The organism is Stenotrophomonas sp. LC732, assembly GCF_052446685.1.
Taxonomy (GTDB): Bacteria; Pseudomonadota; Gammaproteobacteria; order Xanthomonadales; family Xanthomonadaceae; genus Stenotrophomonas; species Stenotrophomonas muris.
In genome coordinates, this window is the sequence record NZ_CP199214.1 from 2,553,138 (window position 1) to 2,572,748 (window position 19,611).

At 68.4% G+C, this 19,611-nt stretch carries 18 protein-coding genes; 15 read left to right on the forward strand and 3 right to left on the reverse strand.

The window, feature by feature from the left end:
* Positions 1-74: 74 nt before the first annotated feature.
* Entirely contained in the window at positions 75-2,870 is a 2,796-nt protein-coding gene (locus ACT6SE_RS12205; RefSeq protein ID WP_080342763.1) for a beta-glucosidase family protein, read from the reverse strand.
* A gap of 337 nt (positions 2,871-3,207) precedes the next feature.
* On the opposite strand from ACT6SE_RS12205, the gene ACT6SE_RS12210 reads away from it, so the two are divergent.
* Positions 3,208-3,642 carry a VOC family protein gene (locus ACT6SE_RS12210; RefSeq protein ID WP_014647503.1) on the forward strand — a complete coding sequence of 145 codons (435 nt, stop codon included), beginning with the start codon at positions 3,208-3,210 and terminating at the stop codon, positions 3,640-3,642.
* Positions 3,643-3,808: 166 nt separating this feature from the next.
* Entirely contained in the window at positions 3,809-4,513 is a 705-nt protein-coding gene (locus tag ACT6SE_RS12215) for an AraC family transcriptional regulator (RefSeq protein ID WP_046431199.1), read from the forward strand.
* Positions 4,514-4,522: 9 nt separating this feature from the next.
* Here ACT6SE_RS12215 and ACT6SE_RS12220 read toward each other — a convergent pair whose 3' ends face one another.
* A complete protein-coding gene (locus ACT6SE_RS12220; protein WP_046431202.1) occupies positions 4,523-5,413 on the reverse strand; it encodes a sterol desaturase family protein in 891 nt (296 codons plus the stop codon).
* Between the two features lie 131 nt (positions 5,414-5,544).
* Between ACT6SE_RS12220 and ACT6SE_RS12225 the strand changes: the two genes are divergently transcribed.
* The 7 genes from ACT6SE_RS12225 (at position 5,545) to ACT6SE_RS12255 (ending at position 14,239) form a co-directional block, all read left to right on the forward strand.
* On the forward strand, positions 5,545-6,495 hold the full coding sequence (locus tag ACT6SE_RS12225; protein ID WP_014647506.1) for a LysR family transcriptional regulator: 951 nt from the start codon (positions 5,545-5,547) through the stop codon (positions 6,493-6,495).
* Between the two features lie 92 nt (positions 6,496-6,587).
* Positions 6,588-7,238, forward strand: a complete 651-nt coding sequence (locus tag ACT6SE_RS12230; RefSeq protein WP_014647507.1) for a DsbA family oxidoreductase — start codon at positions 6,588-6,590, stop codon at positions 7,236-7,238.
* A 35-nt stretch (positions 7,239-7,273) separates the two neighbouring features.
* Positions 7,274-8,281 carry a cyclase family protein gene (locus tag ACT6SE_RS12235; RefSeq protein ID WP_014647508.1) on the forward strand — a complete coding sequence of 336 codons (1,008 nt, stop codon included), beginning with the start codon at positions 7,274-7,276 and terminating at the stop codon, positions 8,279-8,281.
* Between the two features lie 219 nt (positions 8,282-8,500).
* Entirely contained in the window at positions 8,501-9,115 is a 615-nt protein-coding gene (imuA, locus tag ACT6SE_RS12240; protein WP_046431211.1) for a translesion DNA synthesis-associated protein ImuA, read from the forward strand.
* Between the two features lie 9 nt (positions 9,116-9,124).
* A complete protein-coding gene (locus tag ACT6SE_RS12245) occupies positions 9,125-10,534 on the forward strand; it encodes a Y-family DNA polymerase (protein ID WP_046431214.1) in 1,410 nt (469 codons plus the stop codon).
* A gap of 6 nt (positions 10,535-10,540) precedes the next feature.
* Positions 10,541-13,651, forward strand: a complete 3,111-nt coding sequence (locus ACT6SE_RS12250; RefSeq protein WP_014647511.1) for an error-prone DNA polymerase — start codon at positions 10,541-10,543, stop codon at positions 13,649-13,651.
* 81 nt (positions 13,652-13,732) lie between these two features.
* Positions 13,733-14,239 (forward strand): hypothetical protein, encoded by a 507-nt coding sequence (locus tag ACT6SE_RS12255; RefSeq protein ID WP_032957269.1) that lies wholly within the window; start codon positions 13,733-13,735, stop codon positions 14,237-14,239.
* A gap of 102 nt (positions 14,240-14,341) precedes the next feature.
* Here the strand turns inward: ACT6SE_RS12255 and ptsJ are convergent, their stop codons facing one another.
* Entirely contained in the window at positions 14,342-15,628 is a 1,287-nt protein-coding gene (gene ptsJ, locus ACT6SE_RS12260; protein WP_046431219.1) for a MocR-like B6 salvage transcription factor PtsJ, read from the reverse strand.
* Positions 15,629-15,704: 76 nt separating this feature from the next.
* Here ptsJ and ACT6SE_RS12265 point away from each other — a divergent pair, with 76 nt between their 5' ends.
* The 6 genes from ACT6SE_RS12265 (at position 15,705) to ACT6SE_RS12290 (ending at position 19,559) form a co-directional block, all read left to right on the forward strand.
* On the forward strand, positions 15,705-16,478 hold the full coding sequence (locus ACT6SE_RS12265) for a YggS family pyridoxal phosphate-dependent enzyme (protein WP_041863572.1): 774 nt from the start codon (positions 15,705-15,707) through the stop codon (positions 16,476-16,478).
* Positions 16,475-17,176, forward strand: a complete 702-nt coding sequence (locus tag ACT6SE_RS12270) for a glutamine amidotransferase (protein ID WP_046431222.1) — start codon at positions 16,475-16,477, stop codon at positions 17,174-17,176. Before ACT6SE_RS12265 ends, ACT6SE_RS12270 begins: the two co-directional genes overlap by 4 nt.
* A complete protein-coding gene (locus tag ACT6SE_RS12275; protein WP_014647516.1) occupies positions 17,173-17,397 on the forward strand; it encodes a hypothetical protein in 225 nt (74 codons plus the stop codon). The genes ACT6SE_RS12270 and ACT6SE_RS12275 overlap by 4 nt, the downstream gene beginning before the upstream one ends.
* A gap of 99 nt (positions 17,398-17,496) precedes the next feature.
* Positions 17,497-18,003 (forward strand): hypothetical protein, encoded by a 507-nt coding sequence (locus ACT6SE_RS12280; RefSeq protein WP_046431226.1) that lies wholly within the window; start codon positions 17,497-17,499, stop codon positions 18,001-18,003.
* A gap of 123 nt (positions 18,004-18,126) precedes the next feature.
* Complete coding sequence (locus ACT6SE_RS12285) at positions 18,127-18,636, forward strand: RNA polymerase sigma factor (RefSeq protein ID WP_046431229.1); 510 nt, start codon at positions 18,127-18,129, stop codon at positions 18,634-18,636.
* A complete protein-coding gene (locus ACT6SE_RS12290) occupies positions 18,633-19,559 on the forward strand; it encodes a FecR family protein (RefSeq protein WP_046431232.1) in 927 nt (308 codons plus the stop codon). Before ACT6SE_RS12285 ends, ACT6SE_RS12290 begins: the two co-directional genes overlap by 4 nt.
* Positions 19,560-19,611 lie beyond the last annotated feature (52 nt).

Below are 19,611 nucleotides of genomic sequence, written 5' to 3' on the forward strand. Positions count from 1 at the left end.
GTTTATGCATAAACGACTTAATCCCCTCCGTCCCCTTTTTCAGGCACGGCCCTTGCGGGCCGTGCCTTCAAGCCTCAGCGCAGCACCTGCTCCACCAGCTGCACGTCCACCGTCTGCAGCGGTTCGGCGGCGTTGCGCGACAGCTGCACCTGGTAGGTGCCACCGTCGATCTTCCACTGGCGCGCCTGTGCATCGTAGTGGGCCAGCGTCTTCGGCTCGGCTTCGATGCGGATGCGGCGCTGTTCGCCCGGCTGCAGGGTCACCTTGTCATAGCCGATCAGGCGGATCGGCGTGGTGCTGCCGGCCGGCAGCTTCAGGTACAGCTGGGCCACGTCGGCACCGGCGCGCTTGCCGGTGTTGCGGATGTCGACGCTGGCGACCAGGCGCGAACCTTCCACGCTCACCTTCAGGTTGTCATAGGCGAACGAGGTGTAGGACAGGCCATGGCCAAAGGCGAAGGTCGGGGTCAGGCCCTTGGCCGCCATCCACTTGTAGCCGACGTTGGCACCTTCGATATCGAAATCGAACACATCACCGAACGGCTTGGCCGGCTTGAAGCCGAGGCCGTCGATGTGCGGGCGCGGCAGCTGCGATTCGTCCGTCACCCAGGTCACCGGCAGGCGACCCGACGGATTGACCTGGCCGGTCAGCAGTGCGGCAATGCCTTCGCCACCGCGGATGCCCGGGTACCAGGCCTGCAGCATCGCCGGCACCTGCGCCAGCCACGGTGTGCGCACCGGGCCGTTGGTTTCCAGCACCAGCACGGTCTTCGGGTTGGCCTTGGCCACTGCCGAGATCAGGGCATCCTGGTTGTCCGGCAGCTGCATGTCCGGCAGGTCCACCGATTCGGCAGCCCACTGCGTGGCAAACACGATGGCCACATCCGCCTGCGCGGCCGCCTTGGCCGCAGCAGCGGCGTTGGTGCCATCGACATACGTGATAGTCGTGTCCGGGCGCGCCGCACGCAGCGATTCCAGCGGCGAGGACGGATGGAAGATCACCGGGCCCGGCCAGGTGGTCGGCATCACGCCGGGCACCGCGTTGGTGCCCTTGGCGGTCACGCCCACCATCGATGAACCACCGCCACCGATCACGCCCTTGTCGGCATGGCCGCCGATGATGACGATGCGCTTCACGCTGTCGGCCAGCGGCAACAGGTTGCCCTCATTGCGCAGCAGCACGCTGCCCTCCTCCACCGTGCGCTGGGCAACGGCGAAGCCGGCCTCGGCATCCACCTTCTGGTGCTGCGGCGGGTTGTCGAAGTTGCCATGCAGGAACATCGTGCGCAGGATGCGCGCCACCATGTCGTTCAGGCGCGCCTGCGGCACCACGCCGCCATGCACGGCCAGGCGCAGCGGTTCATCGAAGAACACCGCCGCGTCGAACACCTCACCGGCCGACTGCTGGTCCAGGCCGGCCAGCGCAGCCTTCGAGCCACTGTGCACGCCACCCCAGTCGGACATCACGAAACCGGGGAACTTCCATTCCTGCTTCAGCACCTGGTTCATCAGGTAGCCGTTCTCGCAGCCGTAGGTGCCGTTGATCTTGTTGTACGAGCACATCGCCACGCCCGGGCGACCGGCGTCCAGCGCGATCTCGAAGGCCAACAGGTCCGACTCGTGCATGGCCTGTTCGCCGATGCGCACGTCGTGGAAGTTGCGACGGGTCTCCATGTCGTTCAGCGCGAAGTGCTTCATCGAGGAGATCACGTGCTGGCTCTGCACGCCCTGGATCAGCGCGCCAACCATCGAGCCGGCCAGCAGCGGGTCTTCGCCGGCGTACTCGAAGTTGCGGCCGTTGCGCGGGTCACGCTGCAGGTTGACGCTGCCCGACAGCAGGATATTGAAGCGCTGCTGCCACGCCTCGCGGCCCATCGTGGCGCCACCGGCGAAGGCAACTTCACGGTTCCAGCTCGATGCAGTGGACGGGCCCGATGGCATTGCCGTGGCGAAGTCGCCCGGGCGGATGCCCCCCGGATTGGTCACGCCGACACCGGCATCGGCCGACTGCTGCGACGGGATGCCCAGCCGCGGTACGCCCGGCACGAAGCCGGCCGAACCGACCGCACCTTCCGGCAGTGGGCCGCCGTCCTTGCCCAGCCCGAAGTAGCTGTGCAGCATCTGGAACTTCTCATCCTCGGTCATCGCCTTCAGCAGCAGCGCAGCGCGCGCATCGGCGTTGAGCGTGGTGTCCATCCACGGCGTGTTGCCGTGCTTGTCGGCGGCATAGGCCAGGGTCAGCAGGGTGGCACGCAGCGTGCTGCCTTCCACCTTGAACGGCGCGCTGCTGGCGGCCTGGAAGCCGTCGCTGAAATAGCTGGCATCGGCTTCCAGCGCCACACGCGCCGGATCGAAGCCTGCGGCCTTGGCCGATTCACCGGCCACCGCGCCGAGCAGCACCGCCGGTGCACCCAGCCGCGAACGGGTGACCAGCGCCGGCAGCTGCGCCGCACCTGCACCGGCATCGGTATAGACCGCCACAGTGTGGCGGCCATCGTCCAGGCGCAGGTAGTTCAGGCCCGGTTGGTCGGGGCCGGATTCAGCGGCGATCGGCAGCCGGGTCAGAACAGCCTGGCCGCGCTGGGTCTGGCCATCGTCCTTGCCGGCGGCAATGAAGCGGTACTCGTAGCCCAGGCCATCGGCCAGCACCTGCAGCGGATCGACCTGGCCGATGCCGCGCTGCACCTGGCGCACGCTCAGCGCGTCCACCTTCAGGCTCTTCAGTTGCGCGGCCAGGGCCGGCATCGCCTCGGCGTTGGGCGCCTGTTCCAGGGTCAGCACAGTGAACGCGGCCGGGTCGGCCCAGGCCGGAGCGGCCAGTGCGGCAGACAGGGCCAGAGACAGTGCAAGCGGTTTTGTAAACGTTTTCATCGGCAGGCGTAATTCCGTTGCCAAGGCAATCGGTCCAGGGAAAGTGCCGCCGAAGGGTGCAGCGTTCATGCCGCGCAGGGGTTGCCAGGCAACGCCCCGCAGGCCGATGGACGGGCCGGTCTGCGCGCGGGACCCTCCTCCCGGCGTGACAACCTGCCTGCCCGGGCCGCGCAGGGCGACCCAATCCTGTGAAGATTGTGCGAGGGCGTTCACACCTGTCAACAGGACCTAAGTCACAGGGGCAACCCGGCCAATGGTTATCAGGCCATCACTGGCGGTCATCAGCGGGCCGCGCGAGGCTGCTGATAATGGAGATCCCTGGCCACGAATCGAGCCCATGACCGTACATCGCGACTTCGATCATCTCTGGCGCGACCGCTGTGACACCTCCAGCCAGCGCGCACCGCGCGTGCTGATCCGGGTGTTCGTGGCCCCGGGCGAGCTGGAGCGCAGCGTGGCGTTCTACGAGCAGTTGCAGGGCGTGGTAGCCGATGCGGGGTTCCCGTTCCCGGAAGCCGGGCTGCGCCTGGCGATGGTCGGCGCCTTCCTGCTGATCGAAGGCAGCCAGGCGGCACTGGCCCCGTTCACCTCGACCACGGGGACACTGCTGGTCGATGACGTTCGGCCCTATCACGACAAACTGGTCGCCGCCGGCGCCGAGATCATCTTCCCGCTGCAGGTAGTCCCGACCGGGGCGGCGTTCAATGCGGTGCATCCCGATGGCACCGTGGTTGAATATGTGCATCACCGGCCGGATCCGCACGGGCGCTGAGGGGGCGCACGGCCGGGCGGCGCACGGCACCCGCGGTAGGCAACCTCAGAAGCAACAGCCGAAGCAAAAGCGGGCTTCCTGTGGGTTGGCGGGGTAGGGCCGGTTGCGTTGACGCCGTGCAATCCGTCTGTCGAAATAATCGATTTCGATTGAGATTCATCCACGCATGGCGTGGATCTACAATCCCTCAATGTCCTCCCCCACCCTGCCCTGGAATGGCACGTTGCTGCTGGATGCTCACGTGGCCGTGCTGCAGGGTCATGCCGGTGACAGCGCCGCGCACGCGCACTACGCCCATCAACTGCTGCTCAGCGACGGCGCAGCCTGGCAGGTCGAGGTCGATGGCGTGCAGCAGCAAGGCCAGCGACTGTGGCTGCCATCATTCCAGCCGCACGCGATCCTGTTAGCGCCAGAAGCAGGCTGCACGGTGTTTCTTGAGCCGACGCATGCCAATCCCGCACAGATCCAGCAATACCTGCACGCACTGCCGGGCAACGCGCTGGAACTGCACGGCTGGCTGCCACGGCTGAGCCGCCCGCAACCGCTGGACCGCCGCGTGCAGGCGGCATTGGCCCGTATCGCCCAGCACCTGCCCGGCCCGGTGCCGGCCGCCGATATCGCCGGGGCGGCGCACCTGTCGACCAGCCAGCTGCACCGGCGTTTCCAGTCTGATCTGGCGGTGACCCTGCGCGGCTGGGTGCTGTGGCAGCGGCTGCGCCGCGCACTCATGCATCATCTGCGCGGGCACACCCTGACCGACAGTGCGCATGCCGCTGGATTCGCCGATCTGGCCCATCTGTCGCGCAGCCTGCGCCGCATGTTCGGTATCGGTGCCGCGCAGCTGCAGGGCCTGCAGCTTCAAGCGGCCTGACACGGCCCATCATCCGCGCCTGCGCAGACCTTCCGGCAGCTCCGGCACCTCGCCGTGCGGCAGTTCGCGGAACGGCGCCAGCAGCTGTCCCGGATAATCGCGCGGATAGTCCGGTTGGCTGCCGATGCCGAGGTCGCGCTGCTGCAGCCGATAGCCCGGCGCATCGAAGGCGGTCCCCAGCAGGTGATCCCAGACGGTCAGGAACAGGCCGAAGTTGACGTCGCCAGCGTTGCCGTAACGCATGTGGTGGAAGCGGTGCAGCGGTGCCCACGCCATCACCCGGCCCAGCAGGCCCGGGCGCATGTCCACGTTGGAGTGCTGCAGCAGCAGCTGGATGGCAATGGCGAAGGCCAGCACCGCAGCCACCGGCATCGGCAGGCCCAACAGCAGCAGCGGCAGTACGCCGCCCACTGCTTCGGCCGCCTGGTGCAGCGGATGCTTCATCAAGCCGTTGAAGCCGTACATGCGGGTGACGCTGTGATGCACCGCGTGCAACCGCCACAGCCAGCCGATGCGATGGCTGGCGTAGTGCACCAGGGTAATGCCAAGGTCGGCGCAGACGATGGCCAGCAGTACCTGCAGAACGAACGGCCACTGCAGCGGCCACAGCTGCCACGGAAGGAGCGCTGCCAGCAGCGGCACCGCAGCGATCGACAGCAGGTTCAGGCTTTCGTTGACCAGTGCATGCAGGGTGTCACGCAGACTGTCGCCGTGGTCGTGGTTGAACGCGGGGTCATACGGCCAGGCACGTTCGGCAGCGAACGAAACCGCGATGGCGACCGCCAGCAAGGCCAGCAGCCATAGCGGATCGCCATGGAGGTGGCCGACCCAGACGACGGCGGCGGCAACGAAACCGAGCAGGAACAACGGGGCATACAGGCGGAGGATCCAGTGTTTCATGGGCAACCCGGAACGTGAGGGGCCTGCATGCTGGCGCGGCACGACGGTTGCGGGCTTGAACAAACGGCGCAACCCGCCCCGCCTCGGTGGATATCCCCCTTTGGCCGACACCGCGTTTCCCCCACCCACGGATGGCGTGGATCTACAATGGCGCCCTCATCGCGCCCGGTACCGGCATGGATTCCTTCAACCTGATGCGCGCCTTCCGCCGCATCGTCGAACGCGGCGGGCTGGCCCGCGCTGCCGAAGACCTGGGCATGTCGCCGGCCGGGCTGAGCAAGCAGTTGCGCGCGCTGGAAACGCACCTGGGCGTGGTGCTGCTGCAGCGGACCACGCGGCGCATGAGCCTGACCGAGACCGGCCACGCCTATTACCGCGAATGCTGCCGCCTGCTCGACGAATTGGACGCATTGGAACGTGGCATCGCCGAACAGCGTGGCGAGGTGGCCGGGCGCCTGCGTGTCAATGCACCGCAGTCGTTCGCACTGAGCACGCTGTCGCCGCTGCTGCCACGCTTCCTGCAACAGCATCCACAGCTGTCGCTGGACCTGGTGATGGAAGATCGCCTGCTCGATGCGGTCGGTGAGGGTTTCGATGTGTCGTTGCGGCTGCGTGCCGAGCTGGACGACTCGCGACTGGTGGCGCGCCGGCTTGCCTCGCTGCAACAGGTGCTGTGCGCTGCCCCGTCCTACCTGCGGCAGCGTCCAGCACCGCAGTCGGTGGACGATCTGCAGGTGCACAGTGTGCTGGCCTACAGCCTGTCCGACTCCCCCGGCAGCTGGCCGCTGCTCGGCCCGGATGGGCAGGTGACCATCACCCTGCCGGCACGCGTCACCGTCAACAACAGCCTGCTGCTGCGCGACCTGCTGGTGGCCGGCATGGGCATCGGCGCCCTGCCCTCGTTCCTTGCGGCACCAGCGCTGGCCCGTGGCGAACTCCAACAGGTGCTGCCCGACCACCGCTATCCGCCACGCTTCGTGCATGCGGTCTATCCCACGTCGCGCCACCTGCAACCCAAGGTGCGTGCCTTCATCGATTTCCTGCACGCCGAGCTGCCCCGCTGCGCCGGCCTGGATTCGTAACCGCCAGCGAAAACTGAGCTGCCCACGGCGCGCTGTTTCGGCCCCGCCGCGCTGCCTAATCTGCCGCCTCCCCTCTCACCGATGGCAGGCAGATGTCTCCCGTTCCTTCCCCCGCCACCGCCGCGCCGGTGGTCGACTTCTTCCACGACGTGGTCTGCGGCTGGTGCTTCGTGCTGGCCCCGCGCCTGCAGCAGGTCTCGGCCGAACTCGGCATCCAGGTGCGCCATCGCAGCTTCGTGCTGCAGGACTCGCGCGCGCAGATGGTCGAGGTGTTCGGCTCGATGGAGCGCGCCAAGGCGATCATCCTGCGCCACTGGACCGACTGCGCCGCGCATGAAGACAGCGCGCGCATCGATATCGAAGGCATGCGCGCACAGGACTTCGAATATCCCTCCGGCTGGCTCGGCGCACTGGCCTGCCAGGCCGCAGGGTTGATCGGCGGCAATGATGCCCATGGCGCAATGTTCGACGCGGTGCAATGGGCGCACCTGCACCAGCACCGCAACATCGGCGACGCCGAAGTGCTGCTGGATATCGCCGAATCACTGGGCCATCCCCGTGGTGCCTTCGCTGACCACATGCGCAGCGACGCAGTGCGCCAGCGCGTGCAGGCCGATCGTGCCGACGCCGCTGCCCTCGGCATCCGCTCCATTCCCACCGTGATCGGCGGCAACGGCCTGCGCCTGCAGACCCTGCCGCTGCCGCAACTGCGCCAGGCCCTGGCGCCCCTGGTCGCGGCCTGAGCCGCACCCTCCCCCACCCTGCAAGGAGATTCCCCATGACCCCACGTATCCTGGCCAGCGCGCTGGCCCTGCTGCTGGCCGGCACCGCGGCGTCCACCACCGTGTCCGCGCACGAACGCGTTCCCTCCGGCCAGCAGGTCGGCACCAGCCCCTGGGGGCCGAAGGACGAGATCGGCCGGCTCAACCTGATCACCGAAGCCTCGCGTGCGGCGATCCTGTCGCGGGTCAGCGGCGGCAAGGCCTATGACCTGGCCACCGACTACTACGTCGGCATGCCCAGCTGGCAGGACGCCGGCGACCCGCACTACCAGTTCTGGATGACCCACACCCCGCGCGGCACGGTGATGGACGACCCGATGGGCGTGGGCGAGACCATGAACCTCACCCGCAGCTACACCGGCACCGCGTTCTCGATGTACAGCCACACCGGCACCCACATCGATGCGCTGAACCACTTCGGCATCCACGGAAAGATCTGGAACGGCTTCGAGGCCGACAAGCATCTCGGCGATCGTGGCTGGAATGTCACCGGCATCGAGAAATTCCCGCCGCTGATCGCGCGTGGCGTACTGATCGACGTGGCCGCCGCCAAGGGCGTGGACATGCTGCCGGACAGCTACCGCGTCACCCGCCAGGACCTGAAGGATGCGCTGGCACGCCAGCGGGTGAAGCTGCAGCAGGGCGACGTGGTGCTGATCCGCACCGGCCGCATGCGCCTGTTCGAACAGCCCAAGGCCTACATGACCAACCCGCCGGGCATGGGCCTGGACGCGGCGCGCTTCCTGGTTGAGGACAGCGGCGCGATGATCGTCGGCGCCGACAACCTGAGCTTCGAGACCTTCCCCTCGGAGGTGGCCGACGACTACGTGCCGCTGCACACCTACCTGCTGGCCCAGCAGGGCGCGCCGATCATCGAACTGGTGGCGCTGGATGAACTGGCCCGCGACAAGGTCTACGAGTTCGCCTTCATCGGCGGCCCGCTGAAGATCCGCGGCGGCGATGCCGCGCCGCTGCGCCCGGTCGCGCTGCCGGTCCGCCCGTAACCGGGCCCTGTGGGTGCCGACCTGGCTCGGCACTCCTTTCCCACTTCAGCAACCTGAAACCCGGCCCGCCAATTTCATTAGTAATTCTACTCACAAGGCGAGTAGCATGTCTGGTCTCAGCCCCTGATACCAGCCCGCCGATACTCGCTCCATGCCTGTCGTTTCCGCCCGTTCCTGCCGCTTCCAGCCCGCCCGGCGCCTCCCTTGGAGGACCGGCTGATGGGCGCCGTCGTCGCCCTCGACCGGCTGCTGGACGGCCGCCAGTTGTGGCGCGGCCCGGCCCGCCAGGGGCCGGCCAGTGACCACCTGGCCAGCGGCCACCCGTCGCTGGACGCACGCCTGCCCGGCGGCGGCTGGCCGGCCAGCGGGCTGTGCGAGGTGCTGCAGGCGGCGCCGGGCGTTGGCGAACTGGCACTGGTCTGGCCGGCGCTGGCCAGGCTGAGCCAGCGCGACCGCCCGATCGTGCTGGTCGCCCCACCCTATCGCCCGCATGCCCCGGCCTGGGCCGCGGCCGGGCTGGATCTGGCCCAGCTGCAGATCATCCACGCTGCGCCGAAGCAGGCGCTGTGGGCGGCCGAACAATGCCTGCGCTCTGCCGCCTGCGCGGCGGTGCTGTGCTGGCCGCACCAGGCCGACGATCGCGCCCTGCGCCGGCTGCAGGTCGCCGCCGACAGCGGCCAGTGCCTGGGCTTCGTGTTCCGCGAGGCGCAGGCAGCGCGCAACCCCTCCCCGGCCAGCCTGCGCCTGCAGCTCGACCACGGCCAGGTAAGGGTGCTGAAGTGCCGTGGCGGCCTGCCACCCGCGCAGCCGTTGCCACTGGCCATCACCCACTGAGGCCGCGCCATGCACTGGGCCTGCCTGTTGTTGCCGCAGCTGGCGCTGGACAGCGTGCTGCGCCTGCAGCCGGACCCCCAGCGGCCACTGGTGCTGCTGCAGGGCCCAGCGCAGCGCCGCGTGCTGCGTGCGGTCAGCCCGGCCGCGCGCGCAGCAGGGCTGCGCCCGGGCATGCTGCTGTCGGCCGCGCAGGTGCTGGTGCAGGACATGCACCTGCACGACTACGACCCTGACGCGGAACAGCACACCCGGCAGCTGCTGGCCAGCTGGGCCTACGCCTACAGCTCGCAGGTCAGCCTCGATTTCCCGCATGCACTGGTGCTGGAAATCGGCGCCAGCCGTGCCCTGTTCGGTGACTGGCTGACGATCGAAAAGCGCCTGCGCAACGAACTGCATGAACTCGGTTTCCGCCACCGCCTGGTGGCCGCCCCCACGGCGCATGCCGCGCGCGTGCTGGCCAACGTCCACGATGGCCTCGGCATCGATGCGCAGCAGCTGCCAGCGGCACTGGCGCAGCTACCCTTGCCGCGCTGCGGCCTGCCCAGCGACGCGGTGACCGTGCTCGGCCGTTCCGGCCTGCGCACGCTGGGTGCGGTGCTCGAGCTGCCGCGTGACAGCCTGGCCCGGCGCTTCGCCCCGGAGGTACTGCAGCAGCTGGATGCACTGCGCGGCCTGCCCACCGCGCCGCTGCGCTACTACCAGCCACCGGACCGTTTCGATGCGCGCATCGAATTCGAATACGAGATCGAATCCAGCCAGGCCCTGCTGTTCCCGCTGCGCCGCCTGCTGCTGGACCTGGCCGCCTTCCTGTGTTCGCGCGATGGCGGCGTGCAGCGCTTCGACCTGCATTTCGAGCACGACCTGCTGCCGGCCAGCGTGCTGACCATCGGCCTGCTGGCCCCCGAACGCGATCCTGCGCTGCTGTTCGAGATCGCACGCAACCGCATGGAAGCGTTCGCCCTGCCGGCCGGCAGCCGCGCACTGCGCCTGCAGGCCGAGCAGCTGCCACCGTTCGTGCCCGCCGCGCGCGACCTGTTCGATACCCGGCCGGCGCAGGCGATGCCCTGGAACCAGCTGCGCGAGCGCCTGCGTGCGCGGCTGGGTGATGACGCCGTGCAGCCGCTGGCGGTGCAGGCCGACCATCGCCCCGAACGCGCCAGTGGCACCCAGCCACCGGCCAAGCCCCCGTCGTACTGGCCACTGCGCCCCGGCTGGTTGCTGGACACCCCACAACCGTTGCGTGACCCGCGCCTGCGCATCGTCGCCGGGCCGGAGCGGATCGAATCGGGCTGGTGGGACCAGGCCGACGCACGCCGCGACTACTACGTGGTGGAAACCGCACACGGCCAGCGCGGCTGGGCCTTCCGTGAGCGCAACGATCCGCATGCGCCGTGGATGCTGCACGGCTGGTTCGGCTGAGCCGCCATGCACAGCGAACTGCCCGGCTACGCCGAACTGCACTGCCTGTCGGCCTTCAGTTTCCAGCGCGGTGCTTCGATCGCCGAAGAACTGTTCGCGCGCGCCGCTGGCCAGGGTTACCGGGCACTGGCGATCACCGACGAATGCTCGCTGGCCGGCATCGTGCGCGCCTGGCAGGCGGCGAAGGCGCATGGCGTGGCGCTGATCGTCGGCGCCGAATTCCAGGTCGAGGACGGCCCGAAGCTGGCCCTGCTGTGCACCGACCAGGCCGCCTATGCCGGGCTCTGCCAGTTGATCACCACCTGCCGGCGGCGCGCAGCCAAGGGCGAGTACCGCTGCCTGCGCGAGGATCTGCTCGGCCTGCCCGACGGCCTGCTGTGCCTGTGGCTGGACCGGCAACCGGCCGCCACCGACCTGGAACTACTGCGCGCCGGCTTCAATGATCGGCTGTGGTTGGCGGTGGAGCTGCACCACGAACACGACGACGCACGCCGCCTGCAGCAGCTGCAGGCCTTCGGCCAACGCCACCGCCTGCCGCTGGTCGCCAGTGGCGACGTGCACATGCACGTGCGCCGCCGCCGCGCCCTGCAGGACACCCTGACCGCGATCCGCCACCGCTGCAGCGTGGCCGAGGCTGGCTGGCGCCTGTTCCCCAACGGCGAGCGCCATCTGCGTCCGCGCACCGCGCTGGCCCAACTGTATCCGCCCGAATTGCTGGCCGAGACCCTGCGCATCGCCGAGCGCTGCCACTTCACCCTGGAACAGCTGCAGTACACCTACCCACGCGAGCTGGTGCCCGAGGGGCATGACCCGGACAGCTGGCTGCGCGTGCTGGTCGAGCGTGGCATCCCCTGGCGCTGGAAAGGCGGCATCGAACCGAAACAACGCGAGCAGATCGAACACGAACTGGCGTTGATCAAGCAGAAGAACTACGCCTCGTACTTCCTCACCGTGCAGGACATCGTGCGCTTCGCGCGCAGCCAGGACATCCTCTGCCAGGGCCGCGGCTCGGCGGCCAACTCCGCGGTGTGCTTCGTGCTGGGCGTGACCGAGATCGACCCGGCACGCAGCAACCTGCTGTTCGAGCGCTTCATCTCCGCCGAGCGCGACGAGCCACCGGATATCGACATCGATTTCGAGCACGAGCGCCGCGAGGAAGTGCTGCAGTACGTGTTCAAGCGCTATGGCCGCGAGCGCGCCGCACTGACCGCGGTGGCAATCAGCTACCGTGGCCGCAGCGCGATCCGCGACGTGGCGCGTGCACTTGGCCTGCCGATGGACCAGGTCAACGAACTGGGCGCGGCGATGGACCACTGGGGCGGCAACATCCCATTGCCGGAAACCCTGCGCGAGCGCGGTTTCGATCCGGACACGCCCTTGATGCGGCGCCTGCTGGCGCTGACCGCCGAGCTGATCGACTTCCCGCGCCACCTGTCGCAGCACCCCGGCGGTTTCGTGATTTCCGAACATCCCCTGTCGACCCTGGTGCCGGTGGAAAACGCGGCGATGGCCGACCGCACCGTCATCCAATGGGACAAGGACGATCTGGATGCCACCGGCCTGATGAAGGTCGACTGCCTGGCGCTGGGCATGCTTACCGCCATCCGCAAGTGCCTGGCCATGCTGAAACAGCATGGCCTGCATGAAGGACGCATGGATGCGATCCCGCCCAAGGATGCAAAGACCTTCGACATGATCTGCGCCGCCGACACCATCGGCGTGTTCCAGATCGAATCGCGCGCACAGATGGCGATGCTGCCGCGCATGCAGCCACGCACGTTCTATGACCTGGTGATCGAGGTGGCGATCGTGCGCCCTGGCCCGATCCAGGGCGACATGGTGCACCCCTATCTGGAGCGGCGCCGGATCCTGCGCGAACAGGGACCGGGCGCGTTGAACGACCCGGACAACCCGCTCTACCCACCGCAGCTGGAACGCGTGTTCGCACGCACGCTGGGCGTGCCATTGTTCCAGGAACAGGTGATGCAGCTGGCGGTCGAAGCAGCCGGTTACACGCCTGGCCAGGCCGATGCCCTGCGCCGTTCGATGGCGGCCTGGAAACGCCGTGGCGGCTTGGAACCGCATCGTGAAAAACTGCTGGCAGGCATGTTGAAAAACGGCTTCAGCCGCGAATACGGTGAGCACCTGTTCGAGCAGATCAAGGGGTTCGGTGATTACGGTTTCCCGGAAAGCCACGCCGCCAGCTTCGCCCTGCTGACCTATAACAGCTGCTGGCTGAAATGCCACCACCCGGCCGCATTCACTGCCAGCCTGATCAACAGCCAGCCACTGGGTTTCTACAGCCCCGACCAGCTGCTGCAGGACGCGCGCCGGCATGGCATCCGCGTGCTTCCCGTGGACGTGCGCCACAGCGACTGGGACTGCACGCTGGATTTCAGCAGGGGCGCGGCCGCGATCCGGCTCGGCCTGCGCCTCGTCGACGGCTGCAATGAAGCGGCTGTACAGGCCATCATGCGCGAACGTGCACGGCGCCCGTTCGACGATGTGGGCGACCTGTGCCAGCGCACCGCCCTGGATCGCCGCCAGCAGGGCCTGCTGGCCGATGCCGGTGCGCTGCGCGGGCTCAGCGGCCATCGCCATCGTGCACGCTGGGATATCTCCGGCGTGGAGAACCGGCTGCCGCTGTTCGACCAGGCCCGCGCCACCGCTGAAGCACGCGTGCCGCTGCCCCTGCCCAGCGCCTGGGAGGACATGCAGGCCGATTACCGCAGCATCGGCACCACCCTCGGCCGCCACCCGATCTCGTTCCTGCGCACGCAGCTGCGCAGCCGCGGCTGCCTGGATGCCGCGCAGCTTGCGGGCCACGGCCATGGCCGTCGCGTGCGCATCGCCGGCCTGGTCCGCATGCGCCAGCGCCCGCAGACCGCCAGTGGCGTTACCTTCCTCACCCTTGAAGACGAGACCGGCATGGTCAATGCCGTGGTCTGGCGGCACCTGGCCGATCGCCAGCACCGGGTCCTGGTCGATACCCGGCTGATGCAGATCGACGGCCGCCTGGAACGCGTCGATGGCGTGCAGCATGTCATCGTGCAGCGCATGCACTGCCTGGATGAACTGTTGCAGGGGTTGCGCAGCCACAGCCGCGATTTCCATTGACGATACACAGCGTCACACAATGAACTGGCCATCGGTCGCCCGCATCCGCTATCGTCGCTGCATCCAAGGAAGGACGACACGATGCCGCGCGCACTGCTGCTGACCACGCTGGTGGTCTCCACACTCGCCCTGCTGGTTTCCGGCTGGACCGCCTGGAGCCTGCATCGCAGCCAATCGCCACAGCGCATCATCGAAGCGCGCGGGCTGATCATCCACGATGGCACGGGCCAACCCCGGGTGATCCTAGGCGCGCCGGTGCCCGACCCCCTCAGCCGGGGCCGTATCCAGGGGCCGCGCGCCACCGCCCTGTCCGGCCTGATCCTGCTCGGCCCGGATGGCTCCGAACGCGGGGGCTATGGCACCAGCGATCGCGGCGGTGAAGCCGTGCTGACCCTGGACGATGCCAATGGCACCACGGAAGTGTTCAAGGTGGTGGCCAACCCGGACCGTGGTGCCAGCCTGATGGTCAAGCACCAGAACAACACCGGCGCCATGCTCACCTCATGGCAGGGCAAGCCGGAACTGATGTTCGTCGATGACAGCGGCCAGTCCTACTACGTGCGCCCGGGCGCCAACGCCGCGCCCTGATCTGCTTCTGTAGCGTCGAGCCATGCTCGACTGCTTCTACCATCAGCAGCCGAGCATGGCTCGGCTCTACAAAGGCGAAGCAACGTCGAGCATCGCTCGACGCTACAGACCGCACACCGCCGCCAGGTCGTCAGCCAGCGGCCGCAGTTGCGCCGCGCCCAGCGCCGCGCAGGTGATGCGCAGGCCATGTGCCGGCGCCGCCACCGCGAACACCTCGCCAGCGCGCACATGCCATCCGCGCGCGGCCAGCGCCAGCACCTGCGGATGGCTGTCGCCCGGCAACGGCAGCCACAGGTTCAATCCCTCCATCGGCAGCGGCGTCGGCACGCCACGCGCGCGCAGCAGTTCCTGCAGCGACTGCAGGCGCTGCTGGTAACGCTCGCCTGCCGAGGCGATCTTCGCCCGCTGCGTTGACGACGCCAGCACCGAGGTTGCCGCGTCCTGCAGCAGGTGACTGACCCAGCCGATACCGGATGCCAATCGCAGCCGCAACCGCATCGCGGTTTCTTCATCGCAGGCCAGCCAGGCCAGCCGCAGGTCGGGGCCGAGCGGTTTGGACAACGAACGCAGCAGCGCCCAGCGCCGCCCATCCAGCGGCAGTACCGAGTGATAGGCCTGCTGCGAGAGCAGCGCATAGTGATCGTCGATCAGCACTGCTACCTGCGGGTACGCCGCCAGCAACTGCCGCAACGCCCGCGCCCGCTTCGCATCCAGGCTGGCCCCGGTCGGATTGTGCGCCCGGGGGGTGAGCAGCACCGCACGTGCACCAGCCTCCAGCGCCTGCCGCAGCGATTCGACCTGCATGCCCTGGGCATCCACCGCCACCGGCAACGGCGCATGACCCGACGCATTGAGCACATTGAGGCTGCCGAGGAAGCATGGATCCTCCACCGCGATGCGATCACCCGGCAGCAGCCACGCCGCCAGCAGGCGCTCGATGCCATCGACGGCGCCATGGGTCAGCTCCAGCGCATATCCCTCGGGGCAATCCGCATCCAGCGAGGCGCGTGCCAGCGCCTGCAACCTCGTGTCGACCGTACCCACGCCATACAGCCGCGGCGCCGCCGGGGTCAGGCGAAGGTTCGGCAGCAGGCGCGGATCCGGGTTGCCACCGGCCAGGTCCTGCAGCGCCAGCCCCGGGGTGCTGCCCTCGCGCGCCAGCGGCGGCGGCAGGCCACGCACCACCGTGCCGCGGCGGCCCGCCGTGCTGGCCAGGCCCGCCGCATCCAGGCGCTTGTAGGCAGCAGCCACGGTGTTGCGGTTCACGCCCAGCTGCTCGGCCAGTTCACGCACCGGCGGCAGCACGCTACCGGCCGGCAGGCGACCCTTGCCGATGCCGTCGCGGATGCTGTCGAAGATCGACTCGGCGCTGTGCCCGGTGATTTTCATTTTGTCCTATGCCAAAATATCTCTTGTCCTGTGCCAGTGTATCCCACCCTGGCCACCCTGCATTGGAGGTGCCCGCATGCCCCTTGCCGCTGCCGACTGGCCCGTCGCCCAGTCCGTTGAACAGATCGCCGCCAACCTGGTCACGGTGCGCCAACGCATCGCCGATGCCTGCGCCCGCGTCGGCCGTGACCCGGCCAGCGTGCGCCTGCTGCCGGTCAGCAAGACCGTCGATGATGCCCGCATCCGCATGGCGGTGGCCGCCGGTTGCCGCGAGCTGGGCGAGAACAAGGTGCAGGAGGCGCAACGCAAGGCCGAGACGATGGCCGATCTTGGCGTGCACTGGTCGGTGATCGGGCATCTGCAGACCAACAAGGCGCGCTACGTGGCGCGCTTCGCCAGCGAGTTCCAGGCGCTGGACAGCCTGCGCGTGGCCGAAGCACTGCAGCAGCGCCTGCAGCTGGAAGACCGCACGCTGGATGTGTTCGTGCAGGTCAACACCTCCGCCGAACCCAGCAAGTACGGCCTGGAACCCGCTGCCGTCGAGGCCTTTGTGCAGCAGCTTCCAGCGTTCGATCGCCTGCGCGTGCGCGGCCTGATGACGCTGGCCATCTTCACCCCGGAGGTCGAGCGCGTGCGTGCCTGCTTCGTGCGCCTGCGCGAACTGCGCGACCAGCTGCAGCGCACTGCACCTCCCGTCATCGACCTTTCGCAGTTGTCGATGGGCATGTCCGGAGACTTCGAAGTGGCGATCGAGGAAGGTGCCACCGTGGTCCGCGTCGGGCAGGCCATCTTCGGCGCACGCGCCACCCCGGACAGTTTCTACTGGCCCAGCAATGGAGCCTCCGCATGAAGCACGCGGTCGTCCTGCAACACGTCGCCTTTGAAGACCTCGGCACCCTGCAGCCACTGCTGTCGGCACAGGGCTGGCAGCTGCAGGTGCTGCAGGCCGGTATCGACGCGCTCGACTCCGCCGAAACCGCCGACCTGCTGGTCGTGCTGGGCGGCCCGGTCAGCGTCAACGATGTTGATCGCTATCCCTTCCTCAACGACAGCATCGCGTTGTTGCAACGTCGGCTGCAGCAGCAACGGCCCACGCTGGGTATCTGCCTCGGCGCGCAGCTGATGGCGCGCGCACTCGGTGCCGACGTCGCCGCCAGTGGCGGCAAGGAGATCGGCTTTGCGCCGCTGCTACTCACCGATGACGGCCAACGCTCGCCACTGCAGGCCCTGCAGGGCATTCCGGTACTGCATTGGCATGGCGAGGCGTTCGAACTCCCGGCCGGTGCACGTCGCCTGGCCAGCACGCCGGCCTGCCGCCACCAGGCCTTCGCCATGGGCAGCCATGCGTTGGCCCTGCAATGCCACCCGGAACTGGATGCCCGCCAGTTCGAACGCTGGCTGATCGGCCACACCCTGGAGCTGGCGCAGGCCGGCATCGATCCGAACGATCTTCGCGCCCAGGCACGCCGTTACGGTGCACCGCTGGCAGCGGCGGCCACCGCGATGTTCGACCATTGGCTGCAGGAGCTGCCGGAGACACCGCAATGAACTACCGATTGCAGATCCACCGCGATGGCGCCCACTGGGGCCACTTCGACTGCAGCGGCCCCGATGCCATGCAACGCATGGACACCATCGCCGCGCAGCTGCCTGCCGAACAGGGCTTCCAGCTGAAACGGCAGAAAGGTGTCGGCGAAGAGCGCATCCTGTCCAGCAATGCCGACGGCCTGCGCGTACTGGCTTCGCAGATCCAGTACCGCGACATCTGACGATCGTCACGGCAGTGCCGGCCGCTGGCCGGCACCCGAATCTGGCCGGCCAGCGGCCGGCACTACCACGGCTGTTCGCCCGCGTGCGAAGCTTCACGCATGCTGACCCTGCAACGCGGCAGCCACCACGGGCTGCTGGTCGCCCCGCGCTGGCCCTCCACCCATATCCAACTGGAAGAAGAGGTACTGCAACGCCTGCTCGATGCGCAGGCAATGCTGCCTGCCGGGCTGCGACTGCTGCTCACGCGCGGCTTCGAACCCAGCCACAGCCAGCTCGGCAGCTTCCGTCGTGGCGTGCGTTGGCTCGGTATCGCGTTGTTCCGGGCCTGCTATCCGCAACGCCATGATGAGGTCGATGCCATCTTCGGCGCCAACGGCCACGACATCGATGGCCGTCATATCGATGTCTCGCTGGTACTGCACGGCAAGCGGCTACGGCTGCTGCCCGTGGGCGTATTCACCCCGCCACGCTGGCAGGATCGTCGCGTCGCCCGCCATGCCGAAGCGGTCGCGCGGGTGAAGCGCAGCCTGCAGCGCTGCGGCTTCGAGCCGCATCACAACCCCACCGAAGCCCTGCAGATCCACTGCGATTATCGCCCGCGCTGATCTCCCGTCCCGGGCAGGCGTGTCACGCCCATCGATAGATGCAAATGATTCTCTTTTGCTGTAAGGTGCAGCCGTTGCCCTTGCCGCCGCGGGCTGTTCCCTTTCCCAGTTGTCGCCCGCCCCGTGTCCACGCCTGTCGAACCGACGGATGTCGCGCAGCTGTGCGCGGCCCATTACCGGCCGCTGCACGCCCATGTCCGCCGTAAACTCCCGCAACGCAGCGACGCCGATGACGTCGTCCAGGAAACCTGGCTGCGTGTCCTCAAGGTCGCCGCCAGCGGCCTGCTGAGCAACGGCCGCGCCTACCTGTACCGCGTCGCCCACAATCTGATCGCCGATCACTACCGGCAACGCCAGCGCCGTCGTGAGGAAGCGCTGGATGATGCCCAACTGCACGCCCTCGCCGATCCTGCGCCGCTGCCGGAGCAGCACCTGCTGGACGCCGAACAGCTGCGCCATCTCGACGCGATCATCGCCGCGCTGCCACCGCGCTCGCGCCAGGTATTCCTGCTGGCCCGGGTGGAGCAGATGGCACTGGCCGAGATCGGCCGCCGGCTCGGCATCAGCCGGCAGACCGCGCACGGCCATCTGCTGCGTGCGCTGGTGGCGCTGCAGCAGGTACCCGGCGCATGAGCCCGGAGGCGATCGCGCGCGAGGCCGCGCGCTGGTGGCTGGACGGCCACGACGGCGGCCGCGACGAGCGTGCCTTCAACCAGTGGTACTACGCCGATTGCCGCCACGCCGCGCAGTACCAGCACCTGCAGGCGCTCTGGCAGGCCGGTGATGCCACGCCCAGCCTGCAGCGGCATCAGCGCAAGCGGCAGCGCCGGCACCTGCGCGACGCCGGCACTGCCGTGCTGCTGCTTTGCGCCTTGGGCCTGTATACCCGCCAGGCCGCACCACCGGCCGCGCAGGTGATGCGCACGGCGACAGGCGAGATCCGTGAAGAAGTACTGCCGGACGGCTCGCACGTGCTGCTGTCACCCGGAAGCGAAGTCCATGTCCGCATCGATGCACAGCGCCGCCAGCTGCAGCTGCAGCACGGCCAAGCCTGGTTCAAGGTAGCCGCCGATGCGCAGCATCCGTTCCAGGTGCATACGACGCACGGCATGGTCACCGCGCTCGGCACGGCCTTCGACCTTGCCGTGCAGGACAACGACAGCGTGGTCACCGTCACCGAGCATCGCGTCCGTGTGGACAGCGGCACCCGCAGTGAGCAGGCCATCGAAGGGCAGCAGCTGCGCTTCGATGGACAGGCACCGATCATCGGCCTGGCCGCCAGCCACAGTGCCCTGGCCTGGCGCGAGCGTCGCCTGCATTGGGTCTCAACGCCCTTGGCCGAGGTCACCCAGGGCCTGGATCGCTGGCATGGCGGCCACACCTGGATCATCGGCGCACACCTGCGCCAGCAGCCGGTCACCCTGCTCGGCAGTGCAGACGGTGCGGCGCGCAGCCGCGACCAGCTGGCCACGCAGCTGCATGTACGCGTGCTGCGCCTGGGCGCGGGCGTGCAGGTGTGGCTGCCGCCACGCAGGGAACATCGCGATGCACCCTGACATCGGCCCTGCCACTGCGTCTACCCAGGATGACGACGCGCTGCGTCAGCCC